General features: G+C 70.1%; 17 protein-coding genes. 7 read left to right on the top strand and 10 right to left on the bottom strand.

Annotation, left to right across the window (positions count from 1 at the left end):
* Positions 1–37: 37 nt before the first annotated feature.
* The 6 genes from FRAEUI1C_RS16055 to FRAEUI1C_RS16030 all read right to left on the bottom strand — a co-directional run bounded on the left by FRAEUI1C_RS16055 (position 38) and on the right by FRAEUI1C_RS16030 (position 6290).
* The gene (locus FRAEUI1C_RS16055) at positions 38–1288 is read right to left on the bottom strand and encodes an NAD(P)/FAD-dependent oxidoreductase (RefSeq protein ID WP_013424359.1); all 1251 of its coding nucleotides are present in this window, start codon (positions 1286–1288) and stop codon (positions 38–40) included.
* Positions 1285–1593 carry a 2Fe-2S iron-sulfur cluster-binding protein gene (locus FRAEUI1C_RS16050; RefSeq protein WP_013424358.1) on the bottom strand — a complete coding sequence of 103 codons (309 nt, stop codon included), beginning with the start codon at positions 1591–1593 and terminating at the stop codon, positions 1285–1287. The genes FRAEUI1C_RS16055 and FRAEUI1C_RS16050 overlap by 4 nt, the downstream gene beginning before the upstream one ends.
* 9 nt (positions 1594–1602) lie before the next feature.
* Positions 1603–2865, bottom strand: a complete 1263-nt coding sequence (locus tag FRAEUI1C_RS16045; protein ID WP_013424357.1) for a cytochrome P450 — start codon at positions 2863–2865, stop codon at positions 1603–1605.
* Between the two features lie 54 nt (positions 2866–2919).
* Complete coding sequence (locus FRAEUI1C_RS16040) at positions 2920–3807, bottom strand: enoyl-CoA hydratase-related protein (protein WP_013424356.1); 888 nt, start codon at positions 3805–3807, stop codon at positions 2920–2922.
* The gene (locus FRAEUI1C_RS16035) at positions 3804–4991 is read right to left on the bottom strand and encodes a serine hydrolase domain-containing protein (protein WP_013424355.1); all 1188 of its coding nucleotides are present in this window, start codon (positions 4989–4991) and stop codon (positions 3804–3806) included. The genes FRAEUI1C_RS16040 and FRAEUI1C_RS16035 overlap by 4 nt, the downstream gene beginning before the upstream one ends.
* A gap of 117 nt (positions 4992–5108) precedes the next feature.
* Entirely contained in the window at positions 5109–6290 is a 1182-nt protein-coding gene (locus tag FRAEUI1C_RS16030) for an amidohydrolase family protein (protein ID WP_013424354.1), read from the bottom strand.
* 161 nt (positions 6291–6451) lie between these two features.
* On the opposite strand from FRAEUI1C_RS16030, the gene FRAEUI1C_RS16025 reads away from it, so the two are divergent.
* Positions 6452–7210: a hypothetical protein gene (locus tag FRAEUI1C_RS16025; protein ID WP_013424353.1), complete on the top strand. Its 759-nt coding sequence runs from the start codon at positions 6452–6454 to the stop codon at positions 7208–7210.
* A gap of 141 nt (positions 7211–7351) precedes the next feature.
* Here FRAEUI1C_RS16025 and FRAEUI1C_RS16020 read toward each other — a convergent pair whose 3' ends face one another.
* Positions 7352–9487 carry an acetate--CoA ligase family protein gene (locus FRAEUI1C_RS16020; RefSeq protein ID WP_013424352.1) on the bottom strand — a complete coding sequence of 712 codons (2136 nt, stop codon included), beginning with the start codon at positions 9485–9487 and terminating at the stop codon, positions 7352–7354.
* Between the two features lie 1037 nt (positions 9488–10524).
* Here FRAEUI1C_RS16020 and FRAEUI1C_RS16015 point away from each other — a divergent pair.
* Positions 10525–11163, top strand: coding sequence for a TetR/AcrR family transcriptional regulator (locus tag FRAEUI1C_RS16015; protein ID WP_049806921.1), 639 nt, complete (start codon positions 10525–10527; stop codon positions 11161–11163).
* 186 nt (positions 11164–11349) lie between these two features.
* Entirely contained in the window at positions 11350–12159 is an 810-nt protein-coding gene (locus FRAEUI1C_RS16010) for a mycofactocin-coupled SDR family oxidoreductase (protein ID WP_013424349.1), read from the top strand.
* A 129-nt stretch (positions 12160–12288) separates the two neighbouring features.
* Here FRAEUI1C_RS16010 and FRAEUI1C_RS16005 read toward each other — a convergent pair whose 3' ends face one another.
* Positions 12289–13887, bottom strand: a complete 1599-nt coding sequence (locus FRAEUI1C_RS16005) for a diguanylate cyclase domain-containing protein (protein ID WP_013424348.1) — start codon at positions 13885–13887, stop codon at positions 12289–12291.
* Between the two features lie 554 nt (positions 13888–14441).
* Positions 14442–15104, bottom strand: coding sequence for a roadblock/LC7 domain-containing protein (locus FRAEUI1C_RS41100; protein WP_013424347.1), 663 nt, complete (start codon positions 15102–15104; stop codon positions 14442–14444).
* 369 nt (positions 15105–15473) lie between these two features.
* Between FRAEUI1C_RS41100 and FRAEUI1C_RS15995 the strand changes: the two genes are divergently transcribed.
* From FRAEUI1C_RS15995 to FRAEUI1C_RS15980, 4 genes are all read left to right on the top strand, one after another.
* Positions 15474–15821: a roadblock/LC7 domain-containing protein gene (locus tag FRAEUI1C_RS15995; protein WP_232425448.1), complete on the top strand. Its 348-nt coding sequence runs from the start codon at positions 15474–15476 to the stop codon at positions 15819–15821.
* A 201-nt stretch (positions 15822–16022) separates the two neighbouring features.
* Positions 16023–16700 (top strand): hypothetical protein, encoded by a 678-nt coding sequence (locus tag FRAEUI1C_RS15990; RefSeq protein ID WP_232425447.1) that lies wholly within the window; start codon positions 16023–16025, stop codon positions 16698–16700.
* A gap of 66 nt (positions 16701–16766) precedes the next feature.
* Positions 16767–17330 (top strand): GTP-binding protein, encoded by a 564-nt coding sequence (locus FRAEUI1C_RS15985; RefSeq protein WP_232425446.1) that lies wholly within the window; start codon positions 16767–16769, stop codon positions 17328–17330.
* 184 nt (positions 17331–17514) lie between these two features.
* Positions 17515–18072: a hypothetical protein gene (locus FRAEUI1C_RS15980; protein ID WP_013424343.1), complete on the top strand. Its 558-nt coding sequence runs from the start codon at positions 17515–17517 to the stop codon at positions 18070–18072.
* Positions 18073–18139: 67 nt separating this feature from the next.
* Here FRAEUI1C_RS15980 and FRAEUI1C_RS15975 read toward each other — a convergent pair whose 3' ends face one another.
* Positions 18140–18574, bottom strand: coding sequence for a 4-vinyl reductase (locus FRAEUI1C_RS15975; RefSeq protein WP_232425445.1), 435 nt, complete (start codon positions 18572–18574; stop codon positions 18140–18142).
* Positions 18575–18895: the final 321 nt, after the last annotated feature.

The following is an 18895-nucleotide window of genomic DNA, read 5'->3' as shown; positions in this document are numbered from 1 at the left end:
GAGCGAGCCAGCGGCAGCGGCGGGCCGGCGCCCGCCGTCAGGCTGGTAGCACGGCCTCGGCCAACGGGCGGGCCGGGTCGCGGGCCAGGTCCGTCGCGAGCCGGGCGCCGAGAACCTTCGCGCCGGCCACGTAGTCACGCGTGTTGTTCACACAGTCGAGCGCGGTGACGGCTCCGTCGTGGAGGTAGACGACGCTGAAGCTGGCGGACGTGGCGTCGCCGCGGACCAGCCGCTCGTCGTCCCGCCCGACCAGCCCGACCGACTTGAACCTCGTCGCGTACTGGTTCGACCAGAACCTGGGCACCGGGGCGTAGGCCGCCCGCGGCTCGCCGCCCAGGATGTTCGCGGCGATGACCTTCGCCTGTTCGACCGCGTTGTTGATCGACTCCAGCCGGGTCGGACCGCGCCGCGCGTGCGGGAACCGGGCGCAGTCGCCGGCCGCGAAGACGCGCGGGAGGCTCGTCGCCCCCGCCGCGTCGACGTCCAGGCCGTCGGTGACGCTGGCGCCGGCCCGCCGCAGCGGCTCGACGTTGGGCACGAGGCCGACCGCGACGAGCACCCGGTCGGCGGGGACGGACTCCCCGGACGCGAGCGCGACGGCCGAGACCGTCGCGCCGTCGCCCGACTCGAAGCCCACCACGTCCGCGCCGAGGGAGATCTCGACCCCGGCGCCTTCGTGCAGCCGGCGGAAGTAGTCGGACACCTCGGGGCCGGTGACGCGTTCCAGAAGCCGGTCCGCACGCTCGAGAACGTGCGTCGCGACGCCCGCCTCGGCGCACGCCGCCGCCACCTCCAGGCCGATGAACCCGCCGCCGACCAGGACGAACCGCCCGCCCGCCCTGATCGCCGCCCTGAGCCGAAGCGCGTCGTCGATCGAGGCGAGCTGGTGAACCCCCGCGAGCGTGAAGCCCGGCAGGTCCAGGCGGCGCGGGCTGCCACCGGCCGCCCAGACGAGCCGGCCGAACCGCAGCGTCGCGCCGCGGCTCGTCTCCACCAGGCCGCGGCCGGCGTCGACCAGGACCACTGTCTGGTCCGTGCGGAGCTCGACGCCCGCGTTCTGCCAGAACGCGTCGGCCCGCAGGTCGAGCTGGCCCTCCTCGACGTCGCCCTTGAGCAGGCCCTTGGACAGGGGCGGCCGCTCGTACGGCCGGCGCGCGCCGGCCTCGACGAGCGCGATCCGGCCGTCGAAGCCGGCGGCCACCAGCTCGGTCACGACCTGTGTTCCCGCGTGGCCACCGCCCACGACGACCACGTCGTAGGTGCCGTCCGCGGACGGGCTCGGCGTCACGACGGGACCGTCACCGCGATCTCGCCGAGCTCGTCGCGCAGGATGAGCTGGCAGCCGAGGCGGCTGGTCGGCAGCCGGTCGTCGACGGCCTCCAGCATGTCCTCCTCGTCGGCGCTCATGGACCGAAACGCGAGGTCGGGGTCGACGTGGACGTGGCAGGTGGCGCAGGACATCTCGCCGCCGCACTCGCCGACGATGCCCGGGACGCCGTTCTCCACGGCGACGCGCATGACGCTGGTGCCGGGCTCGGCCACCACGACACGGGCCGAGCCGTCGGCGAGGCGGAAGGTCACTTTGATCGACATCGAGAGTCCTCAGGCCGCCGCGTAGGGACGGACCTCGAGCGAGGCCAGCCCCGAGCCGTTCACGTCCAGCATCCAGGTCGGCTCGCCGGCGCAGCTCATGTCCGGGAACGCCTGAAGAAGGGTCCTGGCGAGGGTCGTGAACTCGAGGCGGAGCAGGTTCCGGCCCAGGCACTTGTGGATCCCGTCGCCCAGGCCGACATGGTCGACCGGGTCGCGCCGCAGGTCGAACCGCCCCGGGTCCTCGAAGACGCGTTCGTCGTGGTTGGCCGAGATGAGGGACAGCAGCACCCAGTCGCCCTGCCGGATCTCCTTGCCGCCCATCTCGACGTCACGCGTGGCCACCCGCAGCAGGGAACGCGCCGGGCTGGTCCACCGGATGACCTCGTCGACCAGGTCCAGTGCCCGGCCCGCCGGCGCGGACAGGAAGATCTCGCGCTGGTCTGGATGCACGAGCAGCTGCCAAAGGCCGGCGCTGATGGCGTTGCGCGAGGTCTCGATGCCGCCGAGGATCAGGGCGCTGAACCAGCCGCGCAGCTCGTAGGTACTGAGTTTCTCGCCCTCGATCTTCATCTCGGTCACGACCGTGGCGAAGTCGTCCCTGGGCTCACGCTTGCGCTCCTCGGCCAGGTCCATGGCGTAGTCGATGAGCTGCCGCAGGCCGGTCTCGGCGGTCTTCACCGGGTCGTCGTCCACGAGGAAGCGTGGGTCGTGGCTCTGGGTGTACATGCCGGCCGCGTTCCGCACGAGGGCCCAGTCCTCCTCCGGAACCCCGAGCATGCCCAGGATCACCCGGACGGGGAGCTGGGCGGCCACCTCCTCGACCAGGTCGAACTTCTCCAGGCCCCGCGCCCGGTCGACGACCTCGTCGGAGTACCGCTGGATCTGGTCGGTCAGCTTGGCGATCGACGGGACGCTGAAGTAGCGGTTCATCGGGCGCCGGAGGTAGGTGTGGATGGGTGGGTCGACGTTGACCACGCGGGCTTCCAGGCCCAGCTCGTACCGCTGTTCCAGCGTGAACCGGCGCGGCGACCGGGGCGGCCGCCCGACCGTCCACAGGTGACGGCTGCTGAAGGTCATGTGGTCGCCCAGGGCCTGCTTGACGTGCTCATGCCGGGTAAGAAACCAGAAGGACCGGCCATACGCCTCATCCTTCGCCCAGTGGACCGGGTCCTCGTCGCGAAGAAGCCGGTAGGCCGCGAGGAACTCCGCACGCTCGCGGTACCAGAGGGGATCGTTCAGGCGGTTGTCGATGCTCGTCCAGTCTCGTTCCACGTTCTTCTCCGTTCAGCATGCGTGCGTAATCCGTCAGTCCAGGGCGCGGCTCGGTCACCCGCCGCGAGGGTGACGGAACGCCTGGTCGCGGCGACGGATCGCCTCGGGGAGGCCGTCCTCGGCGATGACGGACCGCCAGGCGCTGGTGGCGCTGCTGGTGTGCGCGAGAGTGTCCAGATCGGCGCCAAGCTCGATCGCCTGCCGGAACCCGGCGAGGTCCTGGATCCGGCGCAGGTGCTGCCGTTGGATCGTGATGTTGTCCTTGGGCAGGCTCGCGATCCGCGCGGCCCACTCCCCCACCGTGTCGTCGAGCTCCTCCGGCAGCACGGCGCGGTTGACCATCCCCCAGGCCGCGGCCTCGATGCCGGTCAGCTCCGGGGTCACCCAGAGGAACTCCTTCGTGCGCGCCGTGCCGATCCAGGACGGGTAGGCCATGGCGTTGGGCGTACCGCCGGCCGCCCGGATCGCCGGGTGCGAGAACCGGCACGTCGTCGTCGCCACCGCGAGGTCGCACATGAGCATCAGGTCCACTCCGCTGCCCAGACAGTAGCCGTGCACCCGGGCCAGCACCGGGGTGTCGCCGTCGCGCATCCGCAACAGCGCTCGGCTCGACCGCCGCAGCCCGCGCCAGTCGTCCAGGACGCCGGACTCGGGTTCGCCGGCCGAGCCGGCCTGCGCACCGGCTGCCGCGCCGGACGGCTCAGGGCCGCCGGCGGATCCCTCGACGGCGCCGGGGCGCCGCAGGTCGTGACCCGCGCAGAAGCCTCGGCCCCGGCCCGACAGCACGATCACCTTGGCCGCGCCGGCCGCGTCGAGTTCCTCGTAGGCCGCGACGAGCGCCAGCACGTCGTCAGGCGTCAGCGCGTTCGCGGCGGTCGGCTTGTCGATGACCAACTGAGCGATCGGGCCGTCGGTCTCGACGGCGATGCTGCCGGTCCTCATGATCCGGACGCCGATGCGAAGGATTCGGGATACGCGGTGGACAGCGCTGCCAGGATCGGGAAGAACGGGTGGTCACGGACCTCGTGCAGGCGGGGGTCGAAGCCGAACATCCGGTTGTGCGTGACCACCAGCGCGAGGCCGGTGTCCACGTTCGCCCAGCCGATCGAGGCTCCGGCGCCCGGGTGGCACAGCACCGGCCCACCGCCGAACAGGTCGTGCGCGGTCCAGTAGCCGCCCCGGCCGATCGGCGGGGCGATCCGGTTCCCGCCACCGAACACGGTGTCAAGCTCGTCGGGGTTCTCCCGCGGCGCGAGGCACGCCCGCACGCGCCGCTCGGACAGCAGCCGCACACCGTCGAGCTCCCCGCCGCCGGCGAGCAGGGCGAACAGGCGCACCAGGGAGTGCGCGGGGCCGATCGCGCCCGCGCCGGGCAGCACCGCGCCGCGCACCACCGGCAGGTTGTGGACAGTGGCGCTCGGGGCCACGGCGGCGGGCATCGCCCGCTTCGCCAGCTCGCCGGGCCCTTCGCCGCCCAGCTGGCGGACCTCCGTCGCCCCGACGCCGACCAGAGCCGGGACCCGGTGCAGCTCGTCGGCCGGCGCGCCCATCCAGCAGTCGGTCATCGCCAGCGGCGTGAAGATCTCGTCCTGGACGAACCCGGCGAAGCCGCGCCCGCGCGGGTCGGTGCGCCGGACGATCTCGCCGACCGTCCAGCCGAACACCAGCGACTGGTATCCGTTCTTCGTCCCCGGCGGGAACGCGGGGGTGTAGCCGGCGATCCGGTCCACCATCCAGTCCCAGTCCGCCATCAGCTCGGGTGTCACCCCCTCGGGCATCTGGGGGATCCCGGATCGGTGCGACAGCACGTCGCGAACGGTCATCCGGTCCTTGCCGTTGACCGCGAACCGCGGCCAGTACCGCGCGACCGGGGCCTCGTAGTCGACGAGGCCGCGCTCGGCCTGCAGGTGCAGCGCCGTCGCGGTGATCGCCTTGGTCACCGAGAAGACCGGCAGCGGTGTCCCGGTCGTCATCGGCGCGGCCCCGTCGGGAGCGAGCAGGCCGGCCGCCTCGTCGACCACGAGCCGCCCGTCGGCCCAGACCGCGACCTGTAGCCCGATCTCGCCGCGCTCCAGACACTCCGGGAGCGCCGCGCGAACCAGCTCGGAGGCGTCGCCGCTCGTCATGGGTGCCTCACGGTCCCTTCCACCAGCAGGTTCCTTCCACCAGCACGGCCCCTTCGACCAGCACGGCCCTTCCACCAGCACGGCGCCTTCCACCCGCGTGGGCACGCATCGAGCCGGCTACGCGACGTGGTAGAGCCGGGCGGCGTTGCCGTGCAGGACCTTCGCCGCGATCTCCCGGGGCACGTCACGGAAGGCGTCCTCGATCATTTCCCGAGGCGTCCGCGCCGTGGAGGCGGGCCCGGGGGCCAGGCTCGTCGGGTGCGGGAAGTCCGTCTCGAACATGACCCGGTCGGCGTACTCGGGGTGCAGCGCGAGGTACTCCAGGGTCCGGCGCTCGAACCAGAAGGTGCCGTACATGTTGCTGAAGAACTTCTCGGACGGGAGCCGGCGGTGCGGGTACAGCGTCGGGCCGGCCGAGTTCTTCCACTGCCAGTCGAGCGCCTCCATCAGGAAGGGCAGGTACCCCCAGCCGCTCTCGACCGAGACGGCCTGCAGCCGCGGGAACCGGTCGAAGGTGTCGCTGGCCAGCAGCGTCGAGATGGTCTGGATGTTGCTCGTGAAGCTGCTCGCGGTGTCGGCGATGTAGGCCGTGAGCTTGAAGTCCTCCCGGTTGAGCTCCCGGAACTTCAGGTCATCGTTGGTGAACGCGCCGATCCCGATGTGCAGGTTGAGCGACATCTCCAGGTCCTGCGCCGCGGCGTAGACGTCGTCCCAGTGCCCGGAGTTGATCCGCGGGTAGCCCAGCGCGTGCAGCTTGGCCGCCCAGAGCACGCCGCGGTGGCCGTTCTCCCGACACCGCTCCATCTCCGCGATGCTCGCCTCGACGTCCCAGTACGGCAGCATCGAGATCGGGAGCAGCCGCCGTGGGTCGGCACTGGCGAAGTCGGTGAGAAAGTCGTTGTACGCCCGCACACACTCCAGCGCCAGCCCCGGGTCGCCGATCTCCAGGAAGGACTGGGTCTCGAACCCGATCACGTTGGGATAGAGAACCTGGGCGTACAGGCCGAACTCGTCCATGCGCCGCAGCCGTTCGGCCGGGTCGAAGCCGGCGGCGTCGGACCGCGCGAGGTCCGGCGGGAACGCCGGGGGGTGCTCGTGCCAGCCCGCGTAGTTGTAGTAGCCGACCGGGTTCAGCCAGCGGTTCCCGACAAGCCAGCAGTCCATTCCCCAGTCGGCGTTGTACGCGACGCGTGGGCGAAGATCTCCCCACTTCGAGGAGAGACGGGACGTCCACAGATCCGGCGGTTCGGTCACGTGGGTGTCCGTGTCGATGACTCGAAGGTCATCCGCCAGTGCCATTCGGCGACTCCTCACGCAGTGCGGGTGTTCGTCGCCGGACGCTACCCGCGCATGAAAAGCGACAAAAGCACAGTTCCCAGTGGCCGGGACGGCCCGTAGTGTGATCCATTCCGCGGGCCTACGCTCGGGCCGCTGAGTCGACGGGTCAGGAGGGAACGCGTATGCGCCCGGACCGGATGGTCGTCCTTTCCAGCGCCAAGCCCGGCCAGGAGGACGCCTACCACAACTGGTACAACAATGTCCACGCACCCGACGTCTTTCATCGCAGGGAGGGCTACGCCACCCTCCAGCGCTACGAGCTGACCGAGCGTCAGCTCAAGGAACGCCGCTACGGGTACATCGCCATCTGGGAGCTCCAGGCCGGCCGGCTCTCCGACGCCCTGGCCTCGATCAGTGAGCTGCGCAAAGTCAAGCAGTCGGGCGACCACGACCCCCAGGACACCCTGTACCAGGCGAATCCGGGGATCGTCGGTGCGTCGTCCGCGTGGTACACACCGCTGGAAAGGATCGATCATCCAACGGACAGCGCCGACGCCGAGGACGACTGCCTGTTCACTGTTTTCTCGAACAACGTTCCTGGTACGGACGACGAGTTTCAGGCGTGGTACAGCCAGCACGCCCACGACGTCGTTTTCAAGCTCGACGGGTTCAAGTCCGCGGAACGGTTCATCGCCGCGCCGGAGGCAGCCGCGGATCCGGTGGCGCAGTACCTGGAGAAGCCGCAGTGGCAGCACCTGGTGATCTACCGGATCGCCGCCGGGAACGTGCCCACCGCCCAGGACGCCATTGTCGGCCAGCGCGCCGAGCGCGCCGAGGCGGTCGCGGCCGGCAGGCCACCCAGGATCACGTTGACCGACACCATGATCGAGCCGCACCTGAGCTGGTGGTGGCAGCCGATCACCGGCGTGCTGACCCCGTAGGGGGTGCCGGCCCGGAAGTCAGCGGCCGGCGGGCATCGCGAGGCCTTTCGCGATGCCCGCCGGCCTTCCCGCGTGGCCCGTGGCATTCCCCGGCGGGCCGCCGCTGCCCCGCCGGGAGCGGGAGAGCGGCGGCTCCCCTGGTCAGGACGTGACCCGCACGACCGCGTCGACGCCGACGACGCGCCTGTCGTGGGTCACCAGCAACGGGTTGACCTCCAGCTCGGCGACCCGCGGGAACCGGGTCATCAGCTCGCCGAGCCGCACAGCGAGGTGAGCGACGGACGACTGGACGCCGTCGGGCAGGGCCGCGGTCGCGGGCGCCCCAGCCACCAGCTCCGCCGCGCGCGCCCGGGTGAGCGGCGCCGCCGTGGCACGCGCCGAGGACCGCCGTCCTGCTCCCCCGCCGCCTTGGCCGATCACGACGATCGGGCCGTAGACGGGGTCACGCAACGCGCCGAGAAGCAGCTCCTGCGTGCCCAGTGCCATCTCCTGGACGAGATAGCCCGAGATCCGGACCGGGAACGACTGGCCGGACACGTTGGCCTCGATCGTCGAGCAGGCCGCGACCAACGCCTCCTCGTCCAGCACGCCGACGACCACCCCGCCGTAGCGTGCCTTGTGCTGGAGATCGGCCGACACCACCTTCGCCACCGCCGGGTAGTGGGCCCAGCCGCGGGTGCGTACCGCCTCAGGAGTGTCGACGACGATCTGACGAGGGCCCTCGACACCGACGGCCGCCAGGACCGCCTGGCTGGTCGGCTCGTCCAACAATCCGTCCGCTCCTCGGGGTGCGCCGGCCAGCAGTAACGCGACCCGGTCCCAGTCGACGGAGCGGTCCGGCTCCGGCGTGGGCCCGGCTGGCCGGGCGAGCCGCATCCAGTGCGCGATCGTGCGCATGCACTGATCCGTGCTGCGGAACAGGCCCAGGTGCGGCGAGCTCTCCAGGATGTCGAGGCTAGGTCCGGACCGTCCCTCGGCCAGCAGGACGGCGGCGAGCGGCACCTCGCTGGCCTCCGCCGCCTGCGCCACGGTGGTCATCCGCTCCGAACCGAACTCGTCGTGGATCGTCGTGTTCAGGGCGATGACCGCCGCCGCGGTGTTCTGATCCTCGGTCAGCGCCCTCAGCGCGTCTCGGACCCCGTTCCCACCGATCGAGCCCGCGGTGAGGTCGACCGGGTTCTCGACCGTGGAATACGGCGGCAGCACCGCCTTGAGGCGCTCGGCCGTCTCGTCGGTGAACGTCGCGAGCGGCACTCCATGGCGCTCGGCGCTGTCCGCGAGCAGGACGCCGATCCCGCCCGATCCCGACACGATGCTGACGCCGCCCACCCGCGGTGACGGGCGGCGGTTGCGGGCGAGGAAGGACGCGGCCGCGATGAGCTGTTCGGGCCCTTCGACGACCATGACCCCGCGCGCCTCCAGCGCCGCCACGCAGGCGAGGTCATCGCCGACGGCGGAGGCGGTGTGTGAGCTGGCCGCCCGCTGGCCCGCCGCCGAGCGCCCGGCCTTCACGGCGACCACCGGCGTTCCGCGCTCCTGCGCGGCCTCCAGGGCCCCAAGCAGCGGCGAGTTCTCGCGCAGGCCCTCGTACAGCAGGCAGATCCCGGTCACGCGCTCGTCGAGGCAAAGGTGCCCGACGAAGTCACCGACGTCGAGCATCGCCGAGTTGCCGGTGCCGACGAAATACGAGAACGGCACGCCATACCGATAGGCCTGCAGCAGATTCGACCCGAGCGCGCCACTCTGCGACACAACCGCGAGCCCCTGCGAGGCGGCCATCGCGGCACTCATCCTGCCCACCCCGCGCAGGAAGGTCAGGACCGTCCGATCCACGAAGCTGACCGCACCGAGACAGTTCGGCCCGACGATTCGCAGGTCAAGGTCCGCGGCCACGTCGCGCATCTCCTGGGCCATCCGCAGGCCCTCGCCGCCGGCCTCGGCGAATCCGGACGAAAGAACCAGAGCGGCACGGATGCCCGCCGCCGCGGCCTCCCTGAGCGACTGGTTGACCTGGCCGGCGGGCACCGCCAGAACCGCGCAGTCGATCTCGCCGGCCCGCTCGGCGAACGACCGGATCGTCGGCAGCCCGTCGACCGTCGTCGCCGAGCGGTGCACCGGGTACACCTGGCCGGTGTAGCCGCCCTCCAGCAGGTTGCCGACCACCCCGTTGCCGAAGCCGTCGCCCTTCGAGGACGCCCCGACGATCGCGACCGACCGCGGCTGGAACAGGGCGCCCAGATCGCTCCGCGTCCCGGCACCGAGGGACGGTCGGGTCATCGGGTCGCCTCCGTACCGCGACCGACCGTCGCCACTGCCGTGAAAGGCGCCGAGAGCGGGCCGAAAGATTCCCGGGAGTGACTGGTGCTGTCAGGTTCGGAGGGCTGGGCGTTCGGTGGGGCCGCGTAGAGCTTCACACTGAGCATTTCGTACCGGTATCCGTTCCAGTAAAGGAAGAAGCCGACCTTGGCGGTTCTCCTGACCATCCGAACCGGGGCTGGGCCACCTTCCGCCGGCATCGCGGTGCCGAGCATCCGACGCGCGCGACGACCTGGCGCCCAGTGTCGCCAGGCCCCGGCGGATCGTCGCCCCCGGCGCGGCCGACCGAGGTGCCCCAGAACTCCTGGCCCCACCCGCCCGAGGCGGGACGAGCCGGTACGTTCGCCCCGGTACCTCCCACCGGCAGTCACGACGGCGCCGAGCCTGCCGCGGCCGCCGCTGTCGCCGGGCTGGTTCTGCCAGGTCCGTCCTGGTCGGAGACGGTGTGTCGGAAGGTACCGGCCGGGCCGGTTCACGCGCCGCCAGCTCCCGCTCAGCGGAAATCTCGCCGCCGCGAGTCGGCCGGACGCACGGCCGCCGCCGAGGCCTGACCACTGAGCGGGACTGGTCAGCCGTCGGGCCTCAGGGCGGAGGTATCGTGCCGTGTCTCGCAGCACACCTACCCAACAGGACGACCCGACTTTCCGTGGCCCCCGCGCCGACCGCCGATTGCCGTATGTCCGACACGCACAAGATGCGCACGCCGAAGGCATCCGGCCGAGCCGGGCGTTTCGTCAGCCGGGCACCGCGACAGGAGCGCGACGAGAATTTTCTGGGCCGCACACCGGCGATCACCGAGCCGTCGGCCGGTCGTCCGGTACGCGGCCGGTATGGTGCCGGTGGGTGATACAGAGGAAATCGGCCTGTGGCCATCAGCGGCTCGATGCGGGCGAGAGTCATGAACCAGCGCGGCAGGAGCGACGGTGAGCATGCCTGAGAGCGAGACGGCGACGCGGCGTCGACGCCGTCCGAGAGGCTCCATCAGCGCAGACGAAATTGTGCGGGGCGCGTACGAGATCGCCAGGGAGGTATCGCTCGACCAGCTGAGCATGTCCACGCTGTCCGAACGGCTCGGCGTCGGTGTGACAAGCATCTACTGGTATTTTCGGAAGAAGGAGGACCTGCTACACGCGATGACGGAGGTCGCCGCGGCGAACCTGGCCGAGCGTATGCCCCAGTTCGCCCGCAGCGTGCCGTGGCCCACGATGCTCCACGACTACTTCACGGCCTACCGCCGGATCCACCAGGAGGACGAGGTCCTCTCCGACCTCCTGCTCGCCCGGGTCTCCACCTATAGCCGTCAGACCACCACCCAGGTCTTCCTTCCGGTCGAAGCGATCGTCGAGCATCTCACGGACGCCGGTTTCAGCCCTGAGCTTGCCCTCCAGATCTTCAACACGATCTCGACCTACACCCGCGGTGCGATCGTCTACAAGCGGATTCTCGGCCTGAACGCCGCCGCGATTCTCGACGAGCGCAGGCACCGGATGGCCGACTGGACGGTGATGCCGCTGCTGGAGGGCCTTGTCGCCGCCGGTCATTCGCTCACCGGTACCACCGACGACGACTTCGAGTTCGCGCTGTCGTGCCTCATCAGCGGTTTCGAGCAGATTCTGGCGCGCAACGCGTCAGCCTGACGCCACAGCTCAGGACAGCCTGATCTCGACTTCAGCTGGCACCACGACGTCCAGCCGTTCCAGCCTGATTACCTCTCTCCCGCGGCAGCTGCCGTAGTCCCGATCAGCGGCACCGGCCGTGGCCCTGGCAACCTCATGGTGCGATGCTCGCGACCGATCTTCACACTCCGAGCCGAGGAGAGGCAGATGGCGCAGGCAGACCGTTTCGACGGCCGCGTAGCCTTCATCACCGGAGCAGCACGAGGAATTGGGCGGGCAGCGGCTGTCCGGTTTGCGCGGGAGGGCGCGGACATCATCGCACTCGATGTCTGCGCCGATCTGGCGACAACCTCCTATCCCGGCTCCACCCGCGAAGATCTCGAGACGACCCGCCAACTCGTCGAGAAGCACGGGCGGCGGGCGGTCACGTGCGTCGCCGACGTGCGCGATTTCGCAGGTGTGAAAGCAGCTCTGGATGATGGCGTGGCACAGCTCGGGCGGCTCGATGTGGTCATCGCGAACGCTGGGATGACGACGGTGGCCCCCACGTGGGAGATCTCGCTGGAGGACTGGTCCGAGACGATCGCGGTCAACCTGACCGGCGCCTTCCACACCGTGAAGGCGGCCGTACCAATCCTGATCGCCCAGGGCTGGGGCGGATCGATCGTGTTCACCAGCTCGGTCGCCGGGCTGCGAGGACTGCCGCTGATCGGTGGTTACACGGCGGCGAAGCACGGTGTGACGGGCCTAGCGAAATCCCTGGCCAACGAACTCGGCACGCACCGAATCAGGGTAAACACTGTTCACCCGCACGGCGTCGACACGGGTCTCAAAACGGAACTGCCCTCCCTGCTCGACGGCGACCACAAGCTCGGCGCGTTCTTCCAGGGCGTCTTACCGGACCCGGCGCTCGCACCCGACGATATCGCTCAGGCCATGGCCTGGCTGGCCGCGGACGAATCTCGCCACATCACCGGCATTCAGCTGCCAGTCGATCTCGGGCGAACGAACCGCTAGAAGGACGCCGTCTCGTGCCGGGGCCGCGCCCCACACCGAGCGCCCACCGCCAACGGGCCGCCACCAGCGACCATAAGGCGCCGAGCTTTCAGGCGGCGGGCGGCATCGCGATGCGTCGCCGGTACTGAGTCAGCTTCGCATGCTCTCCTCGTAGAACAGGTAACGTCCGCGTCCCTGCCGTTTGGCGGCGTACATCGCGAGGTCGGCCGCGTTGAGCAGTTCCTCGGGGTCGAGTAGTTCCGGGCCGGACAGGGCGATGCCGACGCTGGCGGTGACCACGAACCTGTCACGGGACCTGGCCAGCGTAAGCGCCTCGACAATGCGGCTGGCGACCGCCTCGACCGCGCCGATGGTGGATATGTCCTCGCAGAGCACCGCGAACTCGTCGCCGGCGAACCGCGCGACAGCATCACTGGGCCGCAGGGTCCGCCGCAGCCGATCCGCCACCTCGCGGAGCAGATGGTCACCCTCGCGGTGGCCGAGGGCGTCATTTACCGCCTTGAAACCGTCGAGATCGATGAACAAGACGGCTACCCGGCCGCTCTTCTGGTCGGATCGGAGGAGCGCTCTGCTCAGTTGCCTGAAGAATGACGTCCGGTTCGGCAGCCCGGTGAGGGCGTCGTGCAGGGAGCTCCGCTGCGCGGAAGCCGCGCGGGTGCGTTCCGCCTCATACGTACGTGCCAGCATCAGACTGAGCGAAACCTGATTGGCGATGGTTTCGATGAAGTCACGGTAGTCCTGGTCCAGCGCGAGCAGGTCGCTGATCCCGACGATGAGAACGCCGACGGTCGTGGCGCTCCCACGGCTTCTCAACGCCACCGCTACCGCGGTTCGCGGCGGCGGAGAACCGGCCGCCAGCCGGACGGAGCCCCACGGCGGGAGCTCCGAGACGGCCCGACCGCCTCCGAGCGACGTCGTATTGATGATCCTGGGCAGGACCCCGCTGTTCTCGAGTTCGACGAGCGCGGCCCGGACGGTTCGTCGGCCGTTCAGCCCTGACGACGCGATCGACCGCGGCGCGGACAACGACGGGCATCGTCCCCAGAGCAGCAGCAGGCAGTAGGGAATGTCGTCCGGGTAGTTCCCCAGCACGGATGGAACGCGGATACACACGGACCGCTGCGTCCGCAGCCTGGCCAGCGTCGTGGCGAGCTCTCGCTGGCAGGCCAGGCGCCTGCCGCGGATCACCTGTTGGGTCGTCTCCTGGTAGGTCGACAGGACGCCCGCTATGCGTCCACCGTCGGACGCCTCCCGGACAGGACTGAAGGAAAAGGTGAAATATGCCTCCTCCAGGTAGCCGTGCCGACGGAGCAGGAGACGTTTGTTCGACGACCACGTCGCGCCACCCCCGGACATCACCTGAGCGGCCAACGGACGCAGCTCATCCCAGACCTCGGGCCAGACGTCGTGGAGCGTCTTTCCCATGGCATCAGGATGCTTGTCACCGAGATGCGGTATACATGCGTCATTGTAAATATATACGAGGTCGGCGCCCCACATGACTATCATCGGAAAACGAGATTCCAAGCAGATGCCGACTGACGTGCACAGGCTCTGGCTCCAGCCCTGAGCCGGGCCGAGCGTCGTGGCGGACCAGTCCTTGGCGGCCATCACCCGGCCCGTATCGCCGCCGGCCACGAACAGGCTTTCGATATCCAGGACCCGTCCGACACGTTCACTCCGCGACGGGGGCGAGTAAACGCCGTCCTCCGCCTCATGAGGACCCACGCGCCTCCGCGCGGGTGACCGGATCCGAGATCCTTCCGTCGCTTGCCACCCCCGTCCGCGATCGGTTCACGCCAGCCGACCACACGACGCCGCGACCCGCTGGAGCCCCGGCCCTGGATCGGTGGCATCACGAACCACGGTTCTCCGCACCGACTCCGCTTGTTCCCTCCGCGGGCGGGGACAAACAATCACCTAGACGGCCCCGTTTGGCCCCGATCGCCCCATCTGTGCCCGCCGGGTACCCTTCACGCCGCGCCGCGACCGTCCCGCCAGTGCGCGAAAGCCCCGAGCCCGGAGAGACGGAAGATCTGTCGGTGCGGCCGGGTCAGCCGAGGCCTTGCGGCTCACGCCCCGGCGGTGAACGTCGGCACGTCGTCGTCCCGCACCTGGCGACCTGGGACCGCAGGGGCGGCCACGCGACGCGACGAGTTGGAGGTCCCACCCGGGGCCGCCCCGGCGGCCGTCGCCACCGCTTGTCCGAGGACGCGCGAGCGCAGGCAACGCCGCCGCCCGTGGCGGCTGCGGAGGAAACGGCGGAGTGGCTGGTGTCGCGCTCAGCCAAGCAGCTTGTTGATCTCAGTCGAGGCCGCGCGCGCCTCGATCCGCATCAGTCCGAGGTTGGAGTTGAACGGGCCGGACAGCACCAGCACCGCCTGTTCGCCGGCCGCGTACACCACCAGGTAGCCGCGGTCGCCGCGGACTACCGTCTCCTGCATCTCGCCGAGCCCGGTCCGGTCCGAGATGCGCTTGCCGAGGCCCAGGGCCGTCGCTGCCATCGCGGCCATCCGTTCGGCCTCCGGCTCGGGGAAGTCGTGTGCGACGGACAGCCCGTCCACCGACGCCACCATGGCACCGTTCAACTCCGGAATCGACCGCCGCAGCTCCGACACCACGCGCGACAACTCCGACTGGATACTCACCGATGCGCCTCCGTACTCAACGGTTCCGATTGACCTGGATAGCTCTGGATTCCGGTGGGGACCTACCTCGTCCGGCGGCACCGGCACGGTCGGCAGCACCCACAGGGGCATCGCGGCGTCCGCGAAGCGTGCGTCGCCGGCCGCCCTCTCGGCGACGATCGGCTCCACGTCGTCGGCCTCGGCCTGGGCGGGCTCCGACGGGTACGAGGCCGGGGCTCGAGGGCGCCACGACCGTTTCGACGTGCTGCGATGCCGCGACTCACTGCCCCCCTCGTCCTGCATCGTGACCGTCGTCATCTCTCTCGTCCGTCAGGGAAGCGTTCGCCGAGCCACCCTGGGCGGCGCACGTCGGCGATGGAGACAGGCCCGGCTCTGGCAGACGAGGCTACCCCCCACGAAGTGCACTTTTGCAGGGACCATGCCCCAGGTGACTCCGGCGTGAACGCTGCTCCACAGCGTGACGCCGCGGCACCACAGGGCCACCGTGGCTGGTCAGCGGCTCAGGGACGTGCCGGTCAAGTATCGTCACTATTCTCCGTACGATGGCTGGCCGGGCTCGGGCTGCCTGTCGGGGGAAGCCGTCAGCCGAGCCGCGGTGTGTCAAATCCTGAGTGACCCCGGGACGGACCATCGACGACGTGGGAGACGTGCGTGCAGAAACGGTCGGTGACCTCCATCCTGAGCGAGCTCAACGCCTCGTCCGATGACATTGAGGCTTCCGCACTTGTGTCGACGGACGGCTTTCTCATGGCGTCGCTGCTGCCGGCCGGGTTCGAGCATGACCGCGTGGCCGCGATGAGCGCGGCCATGCTCGCTCTGGGGAGTCAGGCGAGCATGGAACTCACCCGGGGAGCGCTCGACCAGATCCTCATCAGGGGACAGCGCGGTCATGTGCTGCTCACCAGGGCGGGCCCGGAAACCGTGCTGGTGGTCGTCACCCGACCGGACGCTCAGCTGGGCACGACGTTCCTCGACGTGCGCCGAGGCGCCGAAGCGTTGGCCGAGGCCGTCTGAACGCCGTGCGTCGACCCGGTCGCCCCGGTTCCGGGCGACACTGACGGACGGTGGACCGGCAGGACCGCGCGTGCCGGGTCTGGCCTACCAGGAAGCAGGAGACGACGGGTGGACGGCCAAGGAGTGAACCCGACGGAGCTCTGGACGCCGCCAGACGACGCTGGAACATCCCCGCCCGCCCCGGATCGATGGCTCAGCGCCGTGGCACCGGCGCGCGGTGAGGCTGCCCTCGCGGTTCGTCGTTATGACCCGGCGCGGTTCCTGCAGGGGCTGGTCGCCACCGCGTGGCGGCGCGCCGAGGAACGCGGCCAGGCGGTGCACATCCAGGGACCCTGGCCGGTTATCGCCGTCTACCCGACCAGCTACGCCGCTGTCGTCTACGGCGGCGAAGGCGGCCTACGGCCGTATGCCGGGACCGAGGACCTCCCCACCCAGGCCACTCTTGTCTTCTCCCGCTCACCCCAGTACGCCGTCAACCACCCGGACATGGTGCCGCTCGACGTCCTGCTGTGGAAGCTCGCGTTGAGCGCCTCGAGAGGCAGGCTGCCACTCGACGCGTCCCTCGACACCCCGTTCGCCCTGCGGGAGTGGCCCAACTTCACCCGGCTGATCGTGACACCCGGCGCGATGAGCGTCGCGGCCCTCTGGGTTCGACAGCCCAGCACGCTGCGCCAGACGATCGACCTGTTGCACCTGCCACCGGAGGACGTCTTCGTCTTCTACAGCGCGGCTGCCGCGGTCGACCTCGTCCGCCCGGATCTCCCGTCGCGGCCGGCCTCGCTCCTCGCGGCCGCGCCGCCGTCACCGCCGCCGGCCGTCGTTCCCACTCCGAGACGGCCTCTGTTGCGCAAGCTGTTCGACAAACTGCGCACCGGCTGACATCTGCCGTCCGACTCATTCTCAGGGACACCGGTGACCCACTACAAGATCGTATTCTCTGGCCCGGTGGGCGCGGGTAAGACCACGGCGATCGCGTCCATCAGCGACATTCCCCCGGTCACCACCGAGACCCGGCCGACAGACGAGACCAGGGACATCAAGGCGACCACCACGATCGCCATGGACTACGGTGTCCTGCGGCTCTCCGGTACCGAACGGATCCACCTCTACGGCACCCCGGGCCAGGACCGGTTCGACTTCATGCGATACATCCTCGCCGAGGGGGCGATCGGCGTCGTCCTCCTGATGACCAACGCCCGGCCGACGCCGCTCGCGGACCTGCACGAGTTCGTCGGCGCCTTCCGAACGGTCATCGACGAGACGGCGCTGGCGGTCGGCGTCACCGGAATGGACCTCCGCCGCACCGCCAGCCTGGACGACTACCGCCAGGTCCTGGCACGAGTCGGCATCATCGCGCCCGTCTTCGAGATCGACGCGCGGCGTCGCGGCGACGTCGCGCTTCTCGTCCAGGCTCTGCTCCTGAGCATCGACCCGGGACTCGCCAGTGAGATGTCGCCACCCGGCGCCGGGTCGGACACCGTCCAGCGCACCGCCCGCGACTACTGGTGAGGGTGCACCGGGGCTCCGGGGCTCCTGGCCCGCCCGGCAGCCCTGCCCGCTAGCCTCAGCAGATGCCGCGCAACAGCGACGTGTCCCCGGCGGCCACAGCGCGTCGACACCGTGGTCAGACGCCTTCCGGGCGTCTGTTCGGGGCCGCCGTGACGCCCGTGAAACTCCGTCAGGGAGGAAACCGATGACGCCTCGCAACCACCAGGACGGTCACGTCGCGGCCTCGGTGACGACGCTTGTGTTCGGGGCGCTCGCCGGTACCGTCGCCAGCCGCGTGCTGCGGTCCCGATCGGCCGTCGTCCGAACGCCCGAGCCCATCGAGACGGCGATGTCCACGAACCTGGCGACCACGCGGCGGCGACTGGACGAGACGTCAGCGAAGCTGGGCCTGGTGACGCGGCAACTCGACGAGACCCGAGCCGCCCTCGCCGAGGCTCAGGCCGAGGTGCTGCGGATGAGCGGCACGACCAAGGCGATGACCGACCGCGCGGAGGCCGAGATGGGCAGGATGGAGAGCGCTGCCATCGCCGCGTTGGAGTCGGCGGCGGCCTCGAACCGCCAGGAGGTCGCGGGCCTGCGACAGCGCTTGGCCGCTGCCGAGGAAGCCGCCCGAGTCCTGCAGGCCGACCTGGACGCCGAGCGCCGACGGACAGCGTTGATCGAGTCAGCGCTGGCTAGCCGTGACGTTCAGCTCGCGGACCTGCGCACGACCATCCTCGAAACCGAAGACCATCGGGGCTGACAGCCGGCCCCTGGGCGCCTGCGCCCGACGCCCAGGTAGGCCGGGCCCGCGTCAGCAATGAGCGTTGCTAAATGAGCGCGCGGTGCGGACGGATCACAAAGGTGCAGGTCGAGTCGCCGGCTGCTTCACAGGCGGTCTCCGTTCCCTGCATGACGACGCCGGTCACAGCCTGCAACGCCCCGACGAAGACACCCAGTGTGTAGGCACACATCGGCTCCGTCGCCTCCATCTGGTGGGTACACGCCCCTTCGACGAGCTGCACGACATAGGCCCCGGAGTCGTCCGACGTCACCCCTGTGACCAGGCAGAGGCGGGTGCCTTCGATGCCGAAGGTGTCGACGAACAGGCGGAACAGCTTGTCGTCGTCCAGCCGGGAACCCTGCAGGCCGAGGTCGGCGATGACGCCCTGCCCACGCATCCTGCCGGCACCCAGGACAGGCCCTCGGCCGACCAGGTCCTCGGTGTAGATCCTCATCTGCTGCAGGCAGGTGGCGGAGACCATCGGTCCCAAGGTGGGACGCTGGTTCACGGGCATAGAGTCTCTCCCGATTCGGAAGTGCGCAAGGTGACGAGTGCGAACGGCGCGGTGGGCGTGGGGCCGGCCCCCGCGGACAGGGGACGACTCTACCCAGCCAGGTGCCCGCACCATCTGCGGCCTGCGGCTGGCCGGGTCGCTCAGGCAGATGACCTTCGCGCTCGACCAAAGGATTGCGCCCCCCAGCCGATCGACAGCGCTACCTCGGCGGATGCCCGCCCTGCGGCTACCGCCTCGCCGACGCCGGACCCATCCACCGATCGCAAGCTGTACCGAGCTGGGCCCGCA

Origin of the sequence: Pseudofrankia inefficax, assembly GCF_000166135.1 — a bacterium.
Classification (GTDB): domain Bacteria; phylum Actinomycetota; class Actinomycetes; order Frankiales; family Frankiaceae; genus Pseudofrankia; species Pseudofrankia inefficax.
Note: the sequence above shows the minus strand (reverse complement) of the source record. Positions and strands in the feature narration are given on the sequence as shown.

Coding starts and splice junctions, on each gene's coding strand:
- FRAEUI1C_RS16050 (WP_013424358.1), bottom strand. CDS start 1,593: ATGTCGATCAAAGTGACCTTCCGCCTCGCCGACGGCTCGGCCCGTGTC.
- FRAEUI1C_RS16040 (WP_013424356.1), bottom strand. CDS start 3,807: ATGAGGACCGGCAGCATCGCCGTCGAGACCGACGGCCCGATCGCTCAG.
- FRAEUI1C_RS16035 (WP_013424355.1), bottom strand. CDS start 4,991: ATGACGAGCGGCGACGCCTCCGAGCTGGTTCGCGCGGCGCTCCCGGAG.
- FRAEUI1C_RS16030 (WP_013424354.1), bottom strand. CDS start 6,290: ATGGCACTGGCGGATGACCTTCGAGTCATCGACACGGACACCCACGTG.
- FRAEUI1C_RS16025 (WP_013424353.1), top strand. CDS start 6,452: ATGCGCCCGGACCGGATGGTCGTCCTTTCCAGCGCCAAGCCCGGCCAG.
- FRAEUI1C_RS16020 (WP_013424352.1), bottom strand. CDS start 9,487: ATGACCCGACCGTCCCTCGGTGCCGGGACGCGGAGCGATCTGGGCGCC.
- FRAEUI1C_RS16010 (WP_013424349.1), top strand. CDS start 11,350: ATGGCGCAGGCAGACCGTTTCGACGGCCGCGTAGCCTTCATCACCGGA.
- FRAEUI1C_RS41100 (WP_013424347.1), bottom strand. CDS start 15,104: ATGACGACGGTCACGATGCAGGACGAGGGGGGCAGTGAGTCGCGGCAT.
- FRAEUI1C_RS15980 (WP_013424343.1), top strand. CDS start 17,515: ATGACGCCTCGCAACCACCAGGACGGTCACGTCGCGGCCTCGGTGACG.
- FRAEUI1C_RS15975 (WP_232425445.1), bottom strand. CDS start 18,574: ATGGTCTCCGCCACCTGCCTGCAGCAGATGAGGATCTACACCGAGGAC.